19 protein-coding genes are annotated in these 18,916 nt (G+C 63.3%); 15 read left to right on the forward strand and 4 right to left on the reverse strand.

Annotation, left to right across the window (positions count from 1 at the left end):
- Positions 1 to 85: 85 nt before the first annotated feature.
- Positions 86 to 766 carry a PAS domain-containing protein gene (locus P6U28_RS10920; RefSeq protein ID WP_122403626.1) on the reverse strand — a complete coding sequence of 227 codons (681 nt, stop codon included), beginning with the start codon at positions 764 to 766 and terminating at the stop codon, positions 86 to 88.
- 308 nt (positions 767 to 1,074) lie between these two features.
- Here P6U28_RS10920 and P6U28_RS10925 point away from each other — a divergent pair, with 308 nt between their 5' ends.
- The 7 genes from P6U28_RS10925 (at position 1,075) to P6U28_RS10955 (ending at position 7,629) form a co-directional block, all read left to right on the forward strand.
- The gene (locus tag P6U28_RS10925) at positions 1,075 to 1,830 is read left to right on the forward strand and encodes an ABC transporter ATP-binding protein (protein WP_122403625.1); all 756 of its coding nucleotides are present in this window, start codon (positions 1,075 to 1,077) and stop codon (positions 1,828 to 1,830) included.
- A complete protein-coding gene (locus P6U28_RS10930) occupies positions 1,823 to 2,569 on the forward strand; it encodes an ABC transporter ATP-binding protein (RefSeq protein ID WP_122403624.1) in 747 nt (248 codons plus the stop codon). Before P6U28_RS10925 ends, P6U28_RS10930 begins: the two co-directional genes overlap by 8 nt.
- A 109-nt stretch (positions 2,570 to 2,678) precedes the next feature.
- The gene (locus P6U28_RS10935) at positions 2,679 to 3,902 is read left to right on the forward strand and encodes an ABC transporter substrate-binding protein (RefSeq protein ID WP_122403623.1); all 1,224 of its coding nucleotides are present in this window, start codon (positions 2,679 to 2,681) and stop codon (positions 3,900 to 3,902) included.
- A 73-nt stretch (positions 3,903 to 3,975) separates the two neighbouring features.
- Entirely contained in the window at positions 3,976 to 4,839 is an 864-nt protein-coding gene (locus P6U28_RS10940) for a branched-chain amino acid ABC transporter permease (protein ID WP_028178028.1), read from the forward strand.
- 1 nt (position 4,840) lies between these two features.
- A complete protein-coding gene (locus P6U28_RS10945; RefSeq protein WP_122403622.1) occupies positions 4,841 to 5,809 on the forward strand; it encodes a branched-chain amino acid ABC transporter permease in 969 nt (322 codons plus the stop codon).
- Between the two features lie 156 nt (positions 5,810 to 5,965).
- Positions 5,966 to 6,610 carry a DUF47 domain-containing protein gene (locus P6U28_RS10950; RefSeq protein ID WP_122403621.1) on the forward strand — a complete coding sequence of 215 codons (645 nt, stop codon included), beginning with the start codon at positions 5,966 to 5,968 and terminating at the stop codon, positions 6,608 to 6,610.
- Between the two features lie 11 nt (positions 6,611 to 6,621).
- Positions 6,622 to 7,629 carry an inorganic phosphate transporter gene (locus P6U28_RS10955; RefSeq protein WP_129143360.1) on the forward strand — a complete coding sequence of 336 codons (1,008 nt, stop codon included), beginning with the start codon at positions 6,622 to 6,624 and terminating at the stop codon, positions 7,627 to 7,629.
- Here the strand turns inward: P6U28_RS10955 and sugE are convergent.
- Positions 7,622 to 7,936 (reverse strand): quaternary ammonium compound efflux SMR transporter SugE, encoded by a 315-nt coding sequence (gene sugE, locus P6U28_RS10960; protein WP_122403619.1) that lies wholly within the window; start codon positions 7,934 to 7,936, stop codon positions 7,622 to 7,624. The two genes, P6U28_RS10955 and sugE, sit on opposite strands and share 8 nt — an antisense overlap.
- 170 nt (positions 7,937 to 8,106) lie before the next feature.
- Here sugE and P6U28_RS10965 point away from each other — a divergent pair, with 170 nt between their 5' ends.
- The gene (locus P6U28_RS10965) at positions 8,107 to 9,729 is read left to right on the forward strand and encodes a peptide chain release factor 3 (RefSeq protein WP_122403618.1); all 1,623 of its coding nucleotides are present in this window, start codon (positions 8,107 to 8,109) and stop codon (positions 9,727 to 9,729) included.
- Between the two features lie 228 nt (positions 9,730 to 9,957).
- Positions 9,958 to 10,530, forward strand: coding sequence for a hypothetical protein (locus P6U28_RS10970; RefSeq protein WP_122403617.1), 573 nt, complete (start codon positions 9,958 to 9,960; stop codon positions 10,528 to 10,530).
- Positions 10,531 to 10,578: 48 nt separating this feature from the next.
- Here P6U28_RS10970 and P6U28_RS10975 read toward each other — a convergent pair whose 3' ends face one another.
- Complete coding sequence (locus tag P6U28_RS10975; RefSeq protein ID WP_407122206.1) at positions 10,579 to 11,502, reverse strand: TIR domain-containing protein; 924 nt, start codon at positions 11,500 to 11,502, stop codon at positions 10,579 to 10,581.
- A gap of 158 nt (positions 11,503 to 11,660) precedes the next feature.
- Here P6U28_RS10975 and P6U28_RS10980 point away from each other — a divergent pair, with 158 nt between their 5' ends.
- The 6 genes from P6U28_RS10980 (at position 11,661) to der (ending at position 17,533) form a co-directional block, all read left to right on the forward strand.
- Positions 11,661 to 12,311, forward strand: coding sequence for a queuosine precursor transporter (locus tag P6U28_RS10980; protein ID WP_122403615.1), 651 nt, complete (start codon positions 11,661 to 11,663; stop codon positions 12,309 to 12,311).
- 65 nt (positions 12,312 to 12,376) lie between these two features.
- Positions 12,377 to 12,961 (forward strand): NnrU family protein, encoded by a 585-nt coding sequence (locus tag P6U28_RS10985; RefSeq protein WP_122403614.1) that lies wholly within the window; start codon positions 12,377 to 12,379, stop codon positions 12,959 to 12,961.
- A gap of 139 nt (positions 12,962 to 13,100) precedes the next feature.
- Positions 13,101 to 14,693, forward strand: a complete 1,593-nt coding sequence (locus tag P6U28_RS10990; protein ID WP_122406717.1) for a class I adenylate-forming enzyme family protein — start codon at positions 13,101 to 13,103, stop codon at positions 14,691 to 14,693.
- A 169-nt stretch (positions 14,694 to 14,862) separates the two neighbouring features.
- Entirely contained in the window at positions 14,863 to 15,516 is a 654-nt protein-coding gene (locus P6U28_RS10995) for a tetratricopeptide repeat protein (protein ID WP_209295589.1), read from the forward strand.
- A 32-nt stretch (positions 15,517 to 15,548) separates the two neighbouring features.
- On the forward strand, positions 15,549 to 16,100 hold the full coding sequence (locus P6U28_RS11000) for a hypothetical protein (protein ID WP_129143366.1): 552 nt from the start codon (positions 15,549 to 15,551) through the stop codon (positions 16,098 to 16,100).
- Positions 16,101 to 16,150: 50 nt separating this feature from the next.
- The gene (der, locus tag P6U28_RS11005; protein WP_122403611.1) at positions 16,151 to 17,533 is read left to right on the forward strand and encodes a ribosome biogenesis GTPase Der; all 1,383 of its coding nucleotides are present in this window, start codon (positions 16,151 to 16,153) and stop codon (positions 17,531 to 17,533) included.
- Between the two features lie 123 nt (positions 17,534 to 17,656).
- Here der and P6U28_RS11010 read toward each other — a convergent pair whose 3' ends face one another.
- Positions 17,657 to 18,880 (reverse strand): ABC transporter substrate-binding protein, encoded by a 1,224-nt coding sequence (locus P6U28_RS11010; protein WP_122403610.1) that lies wholly within the window; start codon positions 18,878 to 18,880, stop codon positions 17,657 to 17,659.
- Positions 18,881 to 18,916: the final 36 nt, after the last annotated feature.

Consider the following 18,916-nt stretch of genomic DNA (forward strand, 5'->3'; position numbering starts at 1 on the left):
TGCTGAAGCATGATCGGGAAAAGTGCGAAGCGGTTTTCCGGAAAGATCATGCTGAAGCGACGATGATTCCAAATCTCATCGCGCTTTAGTTCAACTCGATGATCCCGGTGGCGATGCCGGAGCCCGGCTGGTCGGCGAACTCGACCGTCTCGGCGGGCGCAATGCGGCCGGGGGCGCGATGAAACAGCTCGCGATCGATTACCGCGCGCATCTTTGGACGCGGCAGCGCGTCGTTTCCGCGCATCAGATTCTTGATCTCGAAGCCGCCGTCCTCGCAGAACGTCTTGACCGAGGCGATGACGTGACAGACCTTGCCGTCAGTCTGGAAGGGCAGCAGCAGCCGTTCATAGGCGACGATGCGTCCGTAGACGTCGTCGACGTCGGCCACGCTGTAGACGGGCAACCCGCGCGCCACGCATTCGTGATAGATCGGTATCACGAATGGCGCGTGCCGCGGTCCGACATAGTCATCGAGCGGAACGCCCTTGCCGGTATGTCCATAGGCACGCGAGATGCGCGTGCCTTCGCTCTGGATGATGAGGCGCGTCGTCGGCGTCGAAAATTCCACCGTATAGTAGATGAGATCCGACAGTTCCTCCTCAAGTCGCACAGGCTGATACTCCCAGATCGCCGGCGCGATCTGCCGGCGCGCGTAAAGTCGCAGCCACGTGTTCAGGAGATCGCGTTGCCGGATCGACTTGACGACGGAGGGAGCGGCGCTTGCAAAATCCAAAGCAATATTCTCCGCACGTGAAGACCCGTACATGATCCCGCTTGCGGGAAAATTTTCTATGAAGGCTGGCGCGGGAGACGAAAGACCGTTAACGACGGCTTGATGGCCGGCGCCTTGCGAACCGGACGCCGGGCAGGCACGACATCAAAACGTCTCCGACTAAGGGAGCATTTGTATCCCAGCCGGAGGCTTGATCTGCTCAGCTTTCCGCCTTGCCTAACCCCCGTCACCTCCGGCATATTCCGCGCCCGGAGGCGGCGTCCCGGGCGGGCTCCAAGGCCTCCGGACAGCCGAAGTAACAAGGATAGCCACGCGTCTCGCGCGGGCAGGGGGAAATCTGTTTGGCCAATGAGTTCATTCTCGAAACGGAAGGCTTGACCAAGGAGTTCGCGGGCTTCTTCGCCGTCCGCGACGTTGCGCTCAAGGTTCGCCGTGGGAGCATTCACGCATTGATCGGCCCGAACGGGGCCGGCAAGACGACCTGCTTCAATCTATTGACCAAGTTCCTCAAACCGTCTGCCGGAAAGATCCTGTACAAGGGGCAGGACATCACGGCGATGGCACCGGCCGATGTGGCCCGCATGGGTCTTGTGCGTTCGTTCCAGATTTCGGCGGTGTTTCCGCATCTCACCGCGCTGGAAAACGTCCGTGTCGCGCTTCAGCGCCAGCACGGCTCTTCGTTCGACTTCTGGCGCTCGAAGTCCGTGCTCAACCGCTTCAACGATCGCGCGCGCGAGCTGTTGAACGATGTCGGCCTCAGTGAGTTTGCCAATACGCCCGCGGTCGAGATGCCCTACGGGCGCAAGCGTGCACTCGAGATCGCAACCACGCTTGCGCTCGACCCTGAGATGATGCTGCTGGACGAGCCGATGGCCGGCATGGGTCACGAGGACATCGACAAGATCGCGGCGCTGATCAAGCGCATCTCCGCGAAATATACCATCCTGATGGTCGAGCATAATCTGAGCGTCGTCGCCAACCTCTCCGACATCATCACCGTGCTGACGCGCGGGCAGGTGCTCGCGCAGGGCCACTACTCCGAGCTCACCAAGGACGAGCGCGTCAAGGAAGCCTATCTGGGAGCCGGTCATGCCTGACACTGCAATCGCCGAGGCTCCGGCCAGGGCTGCGACCGGCGGCAACATCCTTCAAGTCCGCAATCTCGAATCCTGGTACGGCGAGTCCCACATCCTGCACGGGATCAACTTCGACGTGAACGCGGGCGAGGTCGTCACCCTGCTCGGGCGCAACGGCGCCGGCAAGACCACCACGCTGAAGTCGATCATGGGCATCATCGGCAAGCGCTCGGGCTCGGTGAAGTTCAACGACGAGGAGATCATCCGCGCGACCTCCGACAAGATCGCGCGCATGGGCATCGCGTTCTGCCCGGAAGAGCGGGGTATATTCTCCAGCCTCGACGTGCGGGAGAATCTGATGCTGCCGCCGGTCGTCCGCGCAGGCGGACTGCCGCTCGACCAGATCTTCGACCTGTTTCCAAACCTCAAGGAGCGGCTGTCCAGCCAGGGCACCAAGCTGTCGGGCGGAGAGCAGCAGATGCTCGCGATCGCGCGCATCCTGCGCACCGGCGCGAGCTTCCTGATGCTGGACGAGCCGACCGAGGGCCTTGCGCCCGTCATCATCCAGCAGATCGGCCACACCATTGCGCGGCTCAAGAAGGAGGGCTTCACCATTCTGCTGGTCGAGCAGAATTTCCGCTTCGCATCCACCGTTGCCGACCGCTACTACGTGGTCGAGCACGGCAAGATCATTGACGGATTTTCCAACGCGGAGCTTGCCACCAACATGGACAAGCTCCACACCTATTTGGGTGTCTAGTGCATGATCAGGACCCTGAGGGCCGCGCTATCACAAATGGTGCGGTTTCCGACAAGATCATGCTCAAACTGAAGAACTGCCAACGAGAAAATTCAAAAAGGAAAGTTGCATGAACACCAGGTCGATTGCGTCATTGCTGCTGACCACCGCGCTCACGTTCGCCGCTGCAGGCGTCGCGTCCGCGCAGGACAAGACCGTGAAGATCGGCGCGCTGTCCGATCAGTCCGGCCTCTATGCCGATCTCGGCGGCCCCGGCTCGACGCTCGCCGCGCAAATGGCCGTTGAGGATTCCGGCCTGGCCGCGAAGGGCTGGAAGATCGACATCATCTCGGGCGATCACCAGAACAAGCCCGATATCGGCACCGCGATCGCGCGGCAGTGGTTCGACGTCGACAAGGTCGACATCATCGTCGACGTGCCGAACTCGGGCGTCGCGCTCGCCGTCAACAACGTCATCAAGGAAAAGAACGGCGTCTACATCAACTCCGGCGCCGCGACATCGGACCTCACCAACGCGCAGTGCTCGCCCAACACCGTGCACTGGACTTACGACACCTACATGCTGGCCCACACCACCGGCCAAGCCCTGGTCAAGGCCGGCGGCGACACCTGGTTCTTCCTGACCGCGGACTACGCCTTCGGTGCCGCGCTCGAGCGCGACACCAGCGCGGTCGTCACCGCCAACGGCGGCAAGGTGGTGGGCGGCGTCAAGCATCCGCTGAACACGCCGGATTTCTCCTCCTTCCTGCTCCAGGCGCAGGCGTCCAAGGCCAAGATCATCGGTCTTGCCAATGCCGGCGGCGACACCACCAACACCATCAAGCAGGCGGCCGAGTTCGGCATCGGCAAAGGCGGCCAGAAGCTCGCGGCGCTGCTGCTCTTCCTCACCGACGTCAAGGCGATCGGGCTGGAGACGGCGCAGGGCCTCAACTTCACCGAGACCTTCTACTGGGACATGAACGACCAGACCCGCGCGTTCTCGAAGCGTTTCGCCGCGAAGATGAAGAACAATGCGCCGCCGACCATGGTGCAGGCGGGCGTCTATGCCGGCGTGCGTCACTACCTCAAGGCTCTCGAAGCACTCGGCGGCAATCCGCATGACGGCGTCAAGATCGTCGAGAAGATGAAGTCGATGCCGACCGAGGACGATCTGTTCGGCAAGGGCGAGATCCAGCCCAACGGCCGCACCATCCACAGCGCCTATCTGTTCGAGGTGAAGAAGCCCTCCGAGTCCAAGGGACCGTGGGACTTCTACAAGCTGGTCGGCACGGTGCCGGGCGACCAGGCTTTCACCCCGCTGTCCGAGAGCAAGTGCGCGCTGCTCAAGAAGTAAGATAACGGCCCGCAGGCCATCGAGCCTGCGGGCGACTTTCACGGGAACGCCGAAGGGACCGGGTGCGGGATCGATGCAGGCTCTTTACGCTCAGCTACTGGTGGGACTGATCAACGGCTCGTTCTACGCGCTGCTCAGTCTCGGGCTTGCCGTGATCTTCGGCATGCTCAACATCATCAATTTCGCCCATGGCGCGCTCTACATGATGGGCGCCTTCGTGGCCTATTTCCTGCTGAACCTCGGCGGCATCAACTACTGGTGGGCGCTGCTGCTGGCGCCGATCATCGTCGGCATCTTCGGCATGATCCTGGAACGGACCATGCTGCAATGGCTGACCGGGCTCGACCATCTCTACGGCCTGCTGCTGACCTTCGGCATCGCGCTGATCGTGCAGGGCGTGTTCCAGAACTACTTCGGCTCCTCGGGCCTGCCTTACGCCATTCCGGACCAGCTCAAGGGCGGCATGAATCTCGGCTTCATGTTCTTGCCCGTCTACCGCGGCTGGGTCGTCGTGTTTTCGCTGGTGGTGTGTCTTGCCACCTGGTTCCTGATCGAGAAGACGCAGCTCGGCGCCTACTTGCGCGCCGCCACCGAAAACCCCACGCTGGTCCGCGCCTTCGGCATCAACGTGCCGCGCATGATCACGCTGACCTATGGTCTCGGCGTCGGCCTCGCCGCGCTCGCAGGCGTGCTCTCGGCGCCAATCAACCAGGTCCGGCCGCTGATGGGCGCCGACCTCATCATCGTCGTGTTCGCGGTGGTGGTGATCGGCGGCATGGGTTCGATCATGGGCTCCATCATCACCGGCTTCGCGCTCGGCGTGATCGAGGGTCTGACCAAGTATTTCTACCCCGAGGCCTCCAATACCGTCGTGTTCGTACTGATGGTGCTGGTGCTCCTGGTGAAGCCAACGGGATTGACGGGAAGAGCGGCCTGATATGACAACCCTGACGGACGATACGCTGCCTGCAAGCCCGCGTGCGATGCGCGACGAGATGATTGTGTTCGTGGTGATGGCGCTGCTCTTGGCGTCTGTCCCGTTCACGGGAGTCTATCCGTTCTTCGTGATGCAGGCGCTGTGCTTTGCGCTGCTCGCCTGCGCCTTCAACCTCTTGGTCGGCTATGGCGGCCTGCTGTCGTTCGGCCATGCAATGTTCTTGGGGACGGCCGGCTATTGCAGCGCGCACGCGCTCAAAGTGTGGGGACTGCCGCCGGAGCTCGGCATTCTCGTCGGCGTCGCCGCGGCGTTCGGCCTGTCGGTCATCACCGGTTACATCTCGATCCGCCGCCAGGGCATTTATTTCTCGATGATCACGCTGGCGCTGTCGCAGCTGCTGTACTTCATCTACCTCCAGGCACCGTTCACCCATGGTGAGGACGGCATCCAGGGCATTCCGCAGGGGCACATGTTCGGCGTGCTCGATCTCTCGAATGCGACGGTGCTGTACTATGTCGTGCTGGCCGGCTTCCTCGCTGGCTTCCTGTTGATCTTCCGCATCATCAACTCGCCGTTCGGCGAAGTCCTGAAGTCGATCCGCGAGAACGAGCAGCGGGCGATTTCGCTCGGCTATCGCACCGACCAGTACAAGTTCCTGGCCTTCATCCTCTCAGGGACTCTGGCCGGCTTTGCCGGATCGCTGAAGGTGTTCGTGGCGCAAAATGCCTCGCTCACCGACGTGCATTGGTCGATGTCGGGCGAAGTCGTGCTGATGACGCTGGTGGGCGGTCTCGGCACCATTTTCGGCCCCGTGGTCGGCGCCTTCGTGATCATCGCCATGCAGCAGTATCTGGCGGGCTTCGGCCAGTGGGTCACGGTGATCCAGGGCGCGATCTTCGTGATCTGCGTGCTCACCTTCCGCCGCGGCGTCATCGGCGAAATCGCGCATTACTTCCGAAGATCGCTCTAAGTAATTGATTTTAAACAGAGTTACCGACCGCTTGAAAGCGGTGGATGATCCGGCTCCGCGGGCGCGAGATGACACGCGCGCGGATCGAAAATGGTCTATGACAGTTTCGTGACGGCCCCTTCGGGCCTGGCCATTTCCAACCGGTAGCCTGTCCCCATGATGCGATGGTTTCGTGCGTTCCTGCCCAAGGAAGAACGGTTCTTCGACCTGTTCGACCGGCATGCCCAGACGGTGATCCAAGGGGCGATCGCGCTCCAGGGCATGCTCAATGGCGGCGAGGAGACGCCGGTCTATTGCCAGCGCGTCAATCAGTTCGAGAACGACGCGGACAACATCACCCGTGAGGTGCTGACGGCGGTGCGCCGCACCTTCATCACCCCGTTCGACCGCGGCGACATCAAGAACCTGATCACGTCGATGGACGATGCCATCGATCAGATGCAGCAGACGGCCAAGGCAGTGATGCTGTTCGAGGTTCGCGCCTTCGAGCCGCCCATGCGCGAGATCGGCGGGCTCCTGATCGAATGCGCCAATCTGGTCGGGCGTGCGCTGCCGCTGATGCAATCGATCGGCCCGAACGTCGCCATGCTGACCGCCATCACCGAAGAGCTCGGCAAGCTGGAGGGCCGGGTCGACGATCTTCACGACATCGGCCTGAAGGAGCTGTTCCTCAAGCACCGCGAGGGGAATGCGATGGACTTCATCGTTGGCGTCGAGATCTACGACCACCTGGAGAAGGTGGCCGATCGCTTCGACGACGTCGCGAACGAGATCAACAGCATCGTCATCGAGCAAGTGTAGGCGGGGCTGCCGTGGATGCTGCGTTGGGTGTTCCCGTCCTGGTCGGACTGATCGCCGTCGCGCTGCTGTTCGACTTCCTGAACGGCCTGCACGACGCCGCCAATTCGATCGCGACCATCGTCTCGACCCGCGTGCTGCGGCCGCAATTCGCGGTATTCTGGGCCGCTTTCTTCAATTTCGTCGCCTTCATGGTGTTCGGCCTGCACGTCGCCCAGACCATCGGCACGGGCATCATCGATCCCTCGATCGTCGATGCCCAGGTGATCTTCGCGGCGCTCGTCGGCGCCATCGTCTGGAACCTCGTGACCTGGGCGCTCGGCATTCCTTCTTCATCCTCGCACGCGCTGATCGGAGGCCTCGTCGGCGGCGGCATGGCCAAGGCGGGGATTTCGGCCGCGGTGTGGAGCGGGCTGTCCAAGACGGTGCTGGCGATCGTATTGTCGCCGCTGGTCGGCTTTCTGCTCGCGATGATGCTGGTCGCGATCGTGTCCTGGGCCTCGGTGCGTTCGACGCCGTTCGCGGTCGATCGCGCGTTCCGCATTCTGCAATTCGCCTCCGCCTCGCTCTATTCGCTCGGCCATGGCGGCAACGACGCGCAGAAGACCATGGGCATCATCGCGGTGCTGCTCTATTCGCAAGGCCATCTCGGCAGCGAGTTCTCGGTGCCGTTTTGGGTCGTGCTGTCCTGCCAGGCGGCGATGGCGTTGGGCACGCTGATGGGTGGCTGGCGCATCGTCCGCACGATGGGCCTGCGCATCACGAAATTGACGCCGATGCAGGGCTTTTGCGCCGAGACGGGGGGTGCCGCGACCCTGTTCATGGCGACTTATCTCGGGGTTCCCGTCTCGACCACCCACACCATCACCGGCGCCATCGTCGGCGTCGGCGCGGCCCGCCGCGTCTCGGCAGTGCGCTGGAACGTCGCCAGCTCGATCGTCTATGCCTGGGTGATCACGATCCCGGCCTCGGCCATCGTCGCCGCGCTGACCTGGTGGGTGGTTCAGATCTTCGTCAGGTAACGAGCTTCAGCCCGGCAATCCCGGCGACGATCAGGGAGATGCTGGCAAGACGGAAGGCCGTTGCCGGCTCGCCGAACAGGACGATGCCGAGCGTCGCAGTGCCGACCGCGCCGATGCCGGTCCAGACCGCATAGGCGGTTCCGACGGGAAGTGATTTGAGCGCAAGCCCGAGCAGGATGACGCTGCCGGCCATGGCCGCCAGCGTGATGACGGACGGAACGAGCCTGGTGAAGCCCTCGGTGTATTTCAAGCCGATCGCCCAGGTGATCTCGAGAAGACCGGCGACAAACAGGATGCTCCAGGCCACGACGACCCTCCATTTCAGCAGGGTCGTCCCCGCGGCTGACGTGCTGATGGATAGGGAGGCCGTCCTCCCCAAGACTGATATCCAAGCGCCGATATGGGGCTGGCCGAAGGCCTGTGCAATCACCAAATGAGGCTTGATCAGGCCCGTTTTCCCTGCCACACGCTCCCGCCATGTCCGACATCGCCACAACCACAGCCGAATCGCCGGCCCGTTCCCCGCTTGCCGCTGAAGTGGCGCGGCGGCGGACCTTCGCGATCATCTCCCACCCCGACGCCGGCAAGACCACGCTGACCGAAAAGCTGCTGCTGTTCGGCGGCGCCATCAACCTCGCCGGCCAGGTCAAGGCCAAGGGCGAGCGGCGCAATACGCGCTCGGACTGGATGAAGATCGAGCGCGAACGCGGCATCTCGGTCGTCACTTCGGTGATGACCTTCGAGTTCGAAGGTCTCGTGTTCAACCTCCTGGACACGCCGGGCCACGAGGACTTTTCGGAAGACACTTATCGCACGCTCACCGCGGTAGATTCCGCGGTGATGGTGATCGACGCCGCCAAGGGCATCGAGGCGCGCACCCGAAAACTGTTCGAGGTGTGCCGCCTGCGCGATATCCCGATCATCACCTTCATCAACAAGATGGACCGCGAGAGCCGGGATGTGTTCGAGCTGCTCGACGAGATCGAGAAGACGCTGGCGCTCGACACCACGCCGATGACCTGGCCGGTCGGGCGCGGCCGGGATTTCCTCGGCACCTATGACGTCGTCAATGGCGGCGTGCGCCTGCTCGAAGGCGGCGGCGCCAAGACCGGCGCGGCGCTTGAGATCGAGATCGAAGAGCTCGCCAAGCTCAACGCCAATCTGGACGTCACTGCCGTGAAGGACGAGCTCGAGCTCGTCACCGCAGCGTCAAAGCCGTTCGAGCTCGAGGCGTTTCGCGAGGGCCATCTGACGCCGGTCTATTTTGGCAGCGCGCTGCGCAATTTCGGCGTCGGCGATCTCCTGGAAGGCCTCGGCAAGTTCGCGCCCGAGCCGCGCGCGCAGGACAGCGACCAGCGCAAGGTCGAGGCGACCGATCCCCGCATGAGCGCGTTCGTGTTCAAGATCCAGGCCAACATGGATCCGAACCACCGCGACCGCATCGCTTTCGCGCGGCTCTGCTCCGGCAAGCTCAGTCGCGGCATGAAGGCCAAGCTGGTGCGCACCGGCAAGAGCATGCCGCTGTCGAGCCCGCAATTCTTCTTCGCGCAGGATCGCTCGGTGGCGGACGAAGCCTTCGCCGGCGACGTCGTCGGCATTCCCAACCACGGCACGCTGCGCATCGGCGACACGCTGACGGAAGGCGAGGATTTCAACTTCGTGGGCGTGCCGAGCTTTGCGCCGGAAATCGTCCGCCGCGTCCGTCTGACCGACGCGATGAAGGCGAAGAAGCTGAAGGAAGCGCTTCAGCAGATGTCGGAAGAGGGCGTGGTGCAGGTGTTCCGTCCGCGCGACGGCGCGCCGGCGCTGGTCGGCGTGGTCGGCGCGCTCCAGCTCGACGTGCTCAAGGCGCGGCTCGAGGCGGAATATTCGCTCCCGGTGGAGTTCGAGGTCAGCGAGTTCCAGCTGGCGCGCTGGGTCTCCTCCGAGGACCGCAAGAAGCTCGACAGCTTCATCGCCGCCAACACCTCCAGCATCGCGGACGATGTGGATGGCGATCCCGTGTATCTCGCCAGGAACGAGTTCTACCTCGGCTACACCAGGGAGCGCGCCGAGGGCATCGAGTTCACCAACGTCAAGGACGTCAAGAAGAAGGGGTAGGGTGCGTTCCCCCTGGGGCAGCTGCACCCAGCTGTCATGCGCCGGCTTGACCGGCGCGTCCAGTACGCTGCAGCCTCTCGATTCAATTACAAGCGCCTCGGAGTAGGGGTCGCCCGGTCAAGCCGGGCGACGACAGTTGCCCTGAACGCGAGCACGTGAATTGCGATAGGCTTGACCTTGTTGGAGGCAGCGCCACGTTCCATTTGTATCACGTTGTGAGCTCGCTCCATGTGGCGCGTCATCCTTGTTGCTCTCCTGCCGGCGACGACGCTCGCCGCCGAAGCGCGGCCCCGGCAGATCAATCCGATCCCGTTCTCGCATGAGTCGTGTAGCGTGCTCGACGGCCGGCCCTGCACGCCATCTTATTGCAGCCCGCTCGAGCCCGGCCCCTGTATTCCCGAGATGGACTATCCTTACGGCCAGAACCTCCAGCTCACGATCGAAAGCGTGCCGTCCGATGCCGACCGCGCCAAATACCGGAAGCCAGATCACGATCTCGACACGATCGGCGATCTCTTTGCCGAGCTGCGCAGCTGCTGGTCGCCGCCATCGAATAATGCGCGCGCGGGCATGCAGATGTCGGTGCGGTTCAGCCTCAACCGATCGGGTGGCCTGATCGGCCCACCGCGCATGACATTTGCGACCGCGGGCGTTCCCGTAGACACCCGCACGACCTATCTCAACGCGATCAATTCATCGCTGAAGGCTTGCTTGCCGCTGAAGTTGACCGCCGGGTTTGCCGGCGCGCTGGCCGGCCGACCCATCGCGATCCGTTATGTCGACAATCGGCACCCAAACTGACCCGCTGTCGGGTTTAGCCCAGCGGCAAGGCCACCGTGAGAGGTCTTGTCAGTTCAGCAGATTCCATTTGTGAAGTTTGAGTGCGATGGTGGCTTCGAGGTCTTCGATCCTGTCGAATTCCTCATAGGTGACCCCGTTGAGATCCGATGGCAGTTTCAACGGTTTCTTCAGCAGGATAGCGACTCGGTCGAACGCTCGGAATTTGGCGAATAGCAACCCCATCTCGAAGATGACGTTCTCACGTGCCCGTGCAGCACATTGGTCGTTGGATTTTGCCAGGCGTCCCTCGTCGTCGGGCGTGGCAAGGATGAAGCCTGCTTTGCAAGTTCGGATGAGGTCTTCCAAGGCTGCCAAGATCGTCGTTGCGTTCTTGTCTTCCCGCGCCAGCACCTTGGGAGTGACCTTCCTGTCCCGAAGGATGTCCTCGAGCGCCTTCCGGCTGACGTTGTCTCGGCCATGCACGATGAAGACGTTCCGATCGATCTGGAGCTCCGGGTGAGGTGTATGAAGGGCGAGTGCCAAGATGTCAGTATAGGCCTCTAGTACGCGTTTATCCTCGGCAGAAAATGCCTTCGCCGGATCGTTGTTATGGAAGCAGGCGACGCCAAATGGTCTTTGACCTTGTCCCAATTTGATTGGAAAGCAAACCATGTTCTGGATTGGGCTTTCGCCGTAGAACTCACCTCCTTCGGTCCGTGAAAACGTGGTCGGCATACCCGTTCTAAAGCATACTCCAGCAGTTGTACCGTAGTAGCCCAACGCGGACGGAAAGCTGGCACGTTCTTGCGGATCCAATAGGCGATCGCGAAAGAGAAAATCGCCTTCGTTGAATAGCACAAGCCGCTTTGTCCTTTGATGGTTGATCAGCACCGATCCGGCATCGGCTGCCGGGCTGATCGCAATCGCCGTTTGCAGGAATTCTACAATGATTGCTTCCTGCGAACGGCCGTGGGAAGCACGAAGGAAATCCAATATTCTGACGTCAAAACTGATTTTGTCGGCGTCCGGTCGTTATGCAATGCCCGGATCATATTCCGCCGGATGTCTAATTCAACAAGAAGTTGTTTTTGGGAGTTTGGGCCCGTAGCCTTGACCTATCAACGCCAGACCGCCCCGGGGGCCGTGAGCCGATGGATGCCAGGATCAGCTATTTTCTATTTCTGCTCACACTCCATTCCTCGCTGCTGATCACCAGCACGATCGCGGGCTCAAAGCTGTTCGCCCTGCCTTTCGGCCTGGACGCCAGCGCGACCGTGTTCAGCTATCTCTTGACATTCATCATTCTCGACACGATCGCGGAATTGTTCGGCAGGGAGTATTCCAGGCGGGTGATCAATCTCGGCCTGGTCAGCATGGCCTTGTCCGCCGCCTATTTCGAGTTTGCCGCCTATCTCCCGGCGGCTTCGGGCTGGCACCACCAGCAGGATTTCGAAACGGTCGTCAGCTCCTCGGTTCGAATCTGGATCGGAGGCTGGATCGCCTACATGGTCAGTCAACACTTCGACCTGTCGTTCTTCCTCCTGCTGCGCAAGACGGCGTTCGGCAGGAGGTCCGTGGTGCTGTCGGCCTGGCTTAGCCTGATGTTGGCTCAGCTGCTGGACACCGTCATATTCGTGTCGATCGCGTTCTACGGTACCGGCGTCGTCCTGCCGACGATCGTTGGCCAGTACATGATCAAGCTGCTCTTCTCCACGGTTGCCGCGCCTCTGGTGAAGTTGAGCATCGCGATGGGACGAGACTGGATCGAAGCCCGAAGCGGAAAGCTGGTTGAGAAGGACTGACGCATTGCGCTTCGCTGGGTGAAGATGATACCTGATGGAGCACGGGTCTTACGCAAGGGGATGTCGTGGGTCTGCTGGTCATGGTCCTGGGGCTGGTGCTGTTCTTCGCGGCCCATATTTTCACGACGAAACGCGAGGCGCGCGCGCAGGCGATCGCGAAGCTGGGCGAGGGGACCTACAAGATCCTCTATTCGCTGGTCTCGCTGGCGGGCCTCGCTTTGATCATTTGGGGCTTTGCCCACTACCGCAGCTCCGGCTGGATCGACGTCTGGTATCCGCCGAAGGCGATGAAGCACGTCACGCTCGCGCTGATGCTGCCCGCCGTCATCCTGGTGGTGGCGTCATATTTGCGCGGCCGTATTTATGCGACGCTGAAGCATCCGATGTTGGCCGGCATCAAGTTGTGGGCGGCGGCGCATCTGCTCGCCAACGGTGATCTCGGCTCGATCATCCTGTTCGGCTCGTTCCTCGCCTGGGCGGTGTATGACCGCATTACGCTCAAGCATCGCACCGACGCCGGCGGCCCGCCGATCCCGGTGGGCGGCGTCACCAACGATCTGATCGCGGTCGGGGTCGGGGTCGTTGCTTATCTGGCGCTGGCCTTTGCGTTCCATCCCGTCGTGATCGGTGTTCCCGTCGTGGGCGTGTAGCGCATGATCCGTTAGCGCAAAGTGTGGAGCGGTTTTCCGACGAGATCATGCGCCAAAGGTGAAGACAGCCGGTCAGCGCAAGACAGCTCCGCCTGCGCATGCGCGGAAGCTGACGAAGCAACAAGGTCAGGGCATTCCGATGGACTGGTCGCAATCTCAGATTCCGCCGATGCGGCTCGAGGCGCGCTTTGGCGACCGGGTGGTGCCGGCGTTCTGCGACCGGCCGGCGAGTCTCTGGGCGATGATCGCCAATGCCCGCGCCCGCAATCCCGACGGTGAAGCGCTGATCGCAGGCAATATCCGCCTGAGCTGGCAGCAGGCCGTGGAGCAGGCCGCACGGATCGCAGCTGGATTTCGCAAGCTCGGATTGCAGCGCGGCGACCGCGTCGCCATCCTGCTCGGCAACCGCATCGAATTTCCGCTGCTGCTGTTTGCCGCCGCGCATGAAGGGCTGGTCACCGTGCTGCTCAGCACGCGCCAGCAGAAGCCGGAAATCGCTTATGTGCTGACCGATTGCGGCGCAAAGATCCTGATCCACGAAGCCGCCCTCGCCGAGCGGCTGCCCGATGCGCCGGATTTGCCCGATCTGATCCACCGTATTGCTATCGACGATGATCCGGCTCTGTCGCGGTTCGCAGTGCTCGCCGACAACTCGCCGGCGCCTGCGCCGGTCGAGGTAGGGGAGGAGGACACCGCGATGATTCTCTACACCTCGGGGACGACGGGCAAGCCGAAGGGCGCGATGCTGGCCCATTGCAACATCGTGCACTCCTCGATGGTGTTCGAGTCCTGTCTGCAGTTGGCGGAAACCGATCGCTCGATCGCGGCGGTGCCGCTCGGCCATGTCACCGGGGTCGTCGCCAACATCACGACCATGGTCCGCTGCGGCGGCGCGCTGATCATCATGCCGGAGTTTAGGGCGGCCGACTATCTCAAGCTCGCCGCGCGCGAGCGCGTCACCTACACCGTGATGGTGCCGGCGATGTACAATCTCTGCCTGCTCCAGCCCGATTTCGACAGCTACGATCTGTCGAGTTGGCGCATCGGCGGCTTTGGCGGCGCGCCGATGCCGGTCGCGACCATCGAGAAGCTGAAGGCGAAGATTCCCGGACTGAAGCTGATGAACTGCTACGGCGCGACCGAGACGACGTCGCCCTCGACCATCATGCCGGGCGAGCTGACGAAGATCCACATCGACAGCGTCGGCCTGCCGTGCCCCGGCGCGCGCATTGTCGCGATGGGGGCGGACGGGCGCGAGCTGCCGCGCGGCGAAATCGGCGAGCTCTGGATCCATGGCGCCTCAGTGATCAAGGGGTACTGGAAGAATCCGAAAGCCACGGCCGAAAGCTTCACGGGCGGCTTCTGGCACTCGGGCGATCTCGGCTCGGTGGATGCGGACGGATTTATCCGCGTGTTCGACCGGCAGAAGGACATGATCAATCGCGGCGGCCTGAAGATCTATTCGGCCGAGGTCGAATCCGTGCTGGCCGGCCATCCCGCCGTGGTGGAGAGCGCGATCATCGCCAAGGCCTGCCCGGTGCTGGGCGAGCGCGTCCACGCCGTGGTGGTGACGCGCGCACCCGTTGCCGACGCGGATTTGCGCGCCTGGTGCGCCGAGCGGCTGTCCGACTACAAGGTGCCCGAAACCATGGCGATCACATCAGAGCCGCTGCCACGCAATGCCAATGGCAAGGTGCTGAAGCGGCAGCTGCGGGAACTGCTCGGCAGCTGAGCCGGGCAGGCGGTTCTCCCAGGGCCTTCCCGGGTGGTTAACGCCTTGATCGGGCTCGCTTTGCCTTGCCACCGCCATATCGTTAGGGTACCTCGCCGCCACGTGGGGACGGGATTTCTGACGCGAACGCTTCCGCGCGCGTACCCGGACGGGCATGGGATTAGCATAAGTGTCTGAATTATTTGACGAAGTCGACGAGGAAGTACGTCGCGAACAGCTCAAGAAGCTGTGGGACAAGTATTCGATCTACTTCATCGCCCTGATGGTGCTGGTCGTGGCCGCCGTCGGCGGCTGGCGCGCCTACCAGTATTTCGAGGCCAAGAAGGCGGCCGAGGCCGGTGCCGCCTTCGAGAAGGCGGTCGAGCTGTCCGAGCAGGCCAAGCACGAGGACGCCGAGAAGGCCTTCACCGAGCTCGCCGCCAAGGCTCCGTCCGGCTATCGCACCCTGGCGCGGCTGCGTGCTGCGGCCGAGGCCGCGAGCCGCGATCCCAAGGCCGCCGCGAAGATGTATGACGACATTGCCGCCGATCGCAGCGTTGGTGGCGAGTGGCAGGATCTGGCGAAGATCCGGGCCGCCGGCCTGCTGCTCGACAGCGCCAGCTACGCCGACATGCAGCAGCGGCTGGAAGCCTCCACCGCGCCCAAGTCGACCTTCCGCCACAGCGCTCGCGAGATGCTGGCGCTGTCGGCCTGGCGCAACAACGACATGACCGCAGCCCGCAAATGGCTCGACGCGATTGAAGGCGACGGCGAAACGCCGCCCGGCCTGCGCTCGCGCGCCGAGGCGCTCCAGGCCCTGTTGCCGCCCGTTGCCAAGAGCTGACGACGGTCCTCTGACGCAAGACGAGACACAAGATGCGCCGCACGCCACGCTTGATCGCAGCCGCCATCCTGATCGCCTTCACGGGCGTCCTGGGCGGCTGCTCGAGCTTCGATCCAAGCGATATGCTCGACTTCCTCGACACCAAGAAGAAGCTGCCGGGCGAGCGCAAGCCGGTCTTTCCGGAAGGCGTGCCGGGCCTCGAACAGGGTGTCCCGAAGGAGATGTACAAGGGCGCGCAGCAGCAGCAGGACGCGAATGCGCCGGCCGTCGCGGCCTTGCCTGCGGAGCCGCCGCCCGAGCCGGCCAAGCCGGCAAAGGGGAGCAAGGCGAAGCGCACCAAGCAGCCCGCCGCCGCGGCAGCAGCACCGGCTGAGGCGCCTGCCGGCGAGGTCGACGGCGAGGCTCAGCCGGAGGCCGCACCAGCTACGGCCGCTCCGCCGCCCAAGCACAAGATCGTCCGCAAGCGCACCACCGCGCCGGCGCCGGATCAGCCCGCCCAGCAGGCGCAACCGGCCCAGACCACCCAGCAGCAATCGCAGAGCGCTTTCCCGGCGCCGCTGCCGAGCGGCAGCTTCTCGCGCTGATATCCCTCATTGCATTGACAGGCGCAGCCCCGGCAGCGCACGAATGACCGATGTCCTTCACGATCGCCATCATCGGCCGGCCCAATGTCGGCAAATCGACGCTGTTCAACCGCCTGGTTGGACAGAAGCTCGCGCTCGTCGATGACCTGCCGGGTGTCACCCGCGACCGCCGCGAAGGCGAGGCCAGGCTCGGCGACCTCCAGTTCACCATCATCGATACCGCCGGCCTCGACGAGGGCGCCAGGGGCTCGCTGACTGCGCGCATGCAGGAGCAGACCGAGACCGCGATCGCGCAAGCCGACGCGCTGTTCTTCGTCATCGACGCCCGCATCGGTCTCACGCCCACCGATCGCGCCTTCGCCGATTTCGCCCGCAAGGCCAACAAGCCGGTGCTGCTCATCGCCAACAAGAGCGAGGGCAAGCATGGCGATGCCGGTGCGATGGAAGCGTTCGCCCTCGGCCTCGGCGATCCCATCCAGATCTCGGCCGAGCATGGCGAGGGCATGGGCGAGCTCTATGACGCGCTCAGCAGGCTGATGCCGGAGCCCGCCGAGAACGATGAGGCCGAGGACGACGAACCGCTCTCCGAGGAGGAGGCCGCGACCCGCCCGATCCGTGTCGCCATCGTCGGCCGGCCCAATGCCGGCAAGTCGACGCTGATCAATCACCTGCTCGGCGAGGAGCGCCTGCTGACCAGCCCCGAGGCCGGCACCACGCGCGATTCCATCGCGGTGGAGATCAACTGGAAGGGCCGCGATTTCCGCGTGTTCGATACCGCCGGCCTGCGCCGGCGCTCGCGGATCGAGGAGAAGCTGGAAAAGCTCTCCGTCGCCGATGCGCTGCGCGCGGTGCGCTTTGCCGAAGTCGTCGTGCTGATGATGGATTCGCAGAACCGCTTCGAGGAGCAGGATCTGCGCATCGCCGATCTGATCGAGCGCGAGGGAAGGGCGGTCGTGCTCGCGGTCAACAAATGGGATCTGATGGAGACCAAGGGCGGCGGCGCCATCTCGGGCCTGCGCCGCGATGCCGACCATTGGCTGCCACAGCTCAAGGGCGTGCCGATCGTCGCCGTCTCGGGCCTGATGGGTGAGGGCATCGACCGCCTGATGCAGGCGATCCAGGACGCCTACGCTGTCTGGAACAGGCGCGTGCCGACCTCGGCGCTCAATCGCTGGTTCGAGCAGGCCATCCAGGCCAATCCGCCGCCGGCGGTGTCCGGCCGCAGGCTGAAGCTGAACTATATCACGCAGAACAAGGCGCGCCCGCCGAGCTTCGTGCTGTTCTGCTCGCGCGCGGACGCGGTGCCGCAATCCTACTTGCGCTACCTCACCAACTCCATGCGCGAGACCTTCGATCTGCCGGGCACGCCCGTGCGCATCACCTTGCGCGAGAAGGCCAATCCCTTCGCGCACAAGCGCAAGCGGCCGTCGTGAGCGAACAGGCGGCGAGGCGATAGGCCTGAAACGTCGATGCCCGGGCCTTTGCCGCGCCGAAGCGGTTTCGGCCGCGCAGGCGGGACAAGCCCGGGCATGACGGAATGCCCGACCGCTACGGGGTCACTTCTTCACCAGCGGACACTCGCTGTCCTTGAGCGGCCTGGCGGCATCTTCCGCCGGGATGTTGGCAACCAGCTTGTAATAGTCCCACGGTCCCTTCGACTCCTCCGGCTTCTTCACCTCGAACAGATAGGCCGGGATGATGCGGCGGCCGTCCTCGCGGAGCGGGCCCTTGCCGAACAGCGGATCGTCAGTCGGGATTTCCTTCATTCTGGCGACGACTTTGGCGCCGTCATGCGGATTGCCGCCGAGCGCTTCGAGCGCCTTGAGGTAGTGGATCACGCCGGCATAGTTGCCGGCCTGGGTCATCGACGGCATCGCGTGGTTGCTCACCTTCTCCTGGAAGCGCTTGGACCAGGCACGGGTGCCATCGTTGAGATCCCAGTAGAAGGACTCCGTGAAGGTCAGGCCGTGCGCGGTCTTGAGGCCGAGCGAGTGAACGTCGTTGATGAAGAGCAGCAGCGCCGCGAGCTTCTGGCCGCCTTCGACGATGCCGAACTCGGCCGCCTGCTTGATCGAATTGGTGGTGTCGCCGCCGGCATTGGCAAGCCCGACGATCTTCGCCTTGGAGTTCTGCGCCTGGAGCAGGAAGGACGAGAAGTCCGAGGTGTTGAGCGGGTGCTTGACGCCACCCAGCACCTTGCCGCCGTTTGCGGTGACAACGGCACTCGTGTCGCGCTCGAGCGCGGCGCCGAAGGCGTAGTCGGCGGTCAGGAAGAACCAGGTGCCACCGCCGGCTTTCGTCAGCGCCTTGCCGGTGCCGTTAGCCAGCATGTAGGTGTCATAGGTGTAGGAGATGGTGTTGGCGTTGCAGGCCTTGCCGGTGAGGTCGGCGGTGGCGCCGCCATTGTTGAGCAGGACCACGTTCTTTTCCTTGGCGACATTGCTGACCGCCAGCGCCACGCCGGAGTTCGGCGTGTCGGTGATCATGTCGACCTTCTGGGTGTCGATCCACTGCCGCGCAATGTTGACGCCGACATCAGGCTTGTTCTGGTGGTCGCCGCTGAGGACTTCAATTTTCCAGCCTTTGGCCAGCAGGCCCGAATCCTCGACCGCCATCTTGACCGCCGCCACGGAGCCGGGACCGCCGATATCGGCGTAGAGGCTGGACATGTCGTTGAGCACGCCGATCGTGACGGTCTTGTCCTGAGCGTAGGCGGATGATGCAAAACCGAAAGCGGCGCAAGCCAGAAGGGCCGCGGAGCGGCGCGCGAACGTCGTCATGAAAGGTCTCCTCCATTGTCAAATATTCGGACGGCT

It is taken from the genome of Bradyrhizobium sp. STM 3561 (assembly GCF_045571455.1).
GTDB lineage: Bacteria > Pseudomonadota > Alphaproteobacteria > Rhizobiales > Xanthobacteraceae > Bradyrhizobium > Bradyrhizobium vignae.

Excerpts from the sequence above, each read along its gene's own strand:
- P6U28_RS10920 (WP_122403626.1), bottom strand. The coding sequence starts at position 766 with ATGTACGGGTCTTCACGTGCGGAGAATATTGCTTTGGATTTTGCAAGC.
- P6U28_RS10930 (WP_122403624.1), top strand. The coding sequence starts at position 1,823 with ATGCCTGACACTGCAATCGCCGAGGCTCCGGCCAGGGCTGCGACCGGC.
- P6U28_RS10935 (WP_122403623.1), top strand. The coding sequence starts at position 2,679 with ATGAACACCAGGTCGATTGCGTCATTGCTGCTGACCACCGCGCTCACG.
- P6U28_RS10940 (WP_028178028.1), top strand. The coding sequence starts at position 3,976 with ATGCAGGCTCTTTACGCTCAGCTACTGGTGGGACTGATCAACGGCTCG.
- P6U28_RS10945 (WP_122403622.1), top strand. The coding sequence starts at position 4,841 with ATGACAACCCTGACGGACGATACGCTGCCTGCAAGCCCGCGTGCGATG.
- P6U28_RS10950 (WP_122403621.1), top strand. The coding sequence starts at position 5,966 with ATGATGCGATGGTTTCGTGCGTTCCTGCCCAAGGAAGAACGGTTCTTC.
- P6U28_RS10965 (WP_122403618.1), top strand. The coding sequence starts at position 8,107 with ATGTCCGACATCGCCACAACCACAGCCGAATCGCCGGCCCGTTCCCCG.
- P6U28_RS10970 (WP_122403617.1), top strand. The coding sequence starts at position 9,958 with ATGTGGCGCGTCATCCTTGTTGCTCTCCTGCCGGCGACGACGCTCGCC.
- P6U28_RS10980 (WP_122403615.1), top strand. The coding sequence starts at position 11,661 with ATGGATGCCAGGATCAGCTATTTTCTATTTCTGCTCACACTCCATTCC.
- P6U28_RS10990 (WP_122406717.1), top strand. The coding sequence starts at position 13,101 with ATGGACTGGTCGCAATCTCAGATTCCGCCGATGCGGCTCGAGGCGCGC.
- P6U28_RS11000 (WP_129143366.1), top strand. The coding sequence starts at position 15,549 with ATGCGCCGCACGCCACGCTTGATCGCAGCCGCCATCCTGATCGCCTTC.
- der (WP_122403611.1), top strand. The coding sequence starts at position 16,151 with ATGTCCTTCACGATCGCCATCATCGGCCGGCCCAATGTCGGCAAATCG.
- P6U28_RS11010 (WP_122403610.1), bottom strand. The coding sequence starts at position 18,880 with ATGACGACGTTCGCGCGCCGCTCCGCGGCCCTTCTGGCTTGCGCCGCT.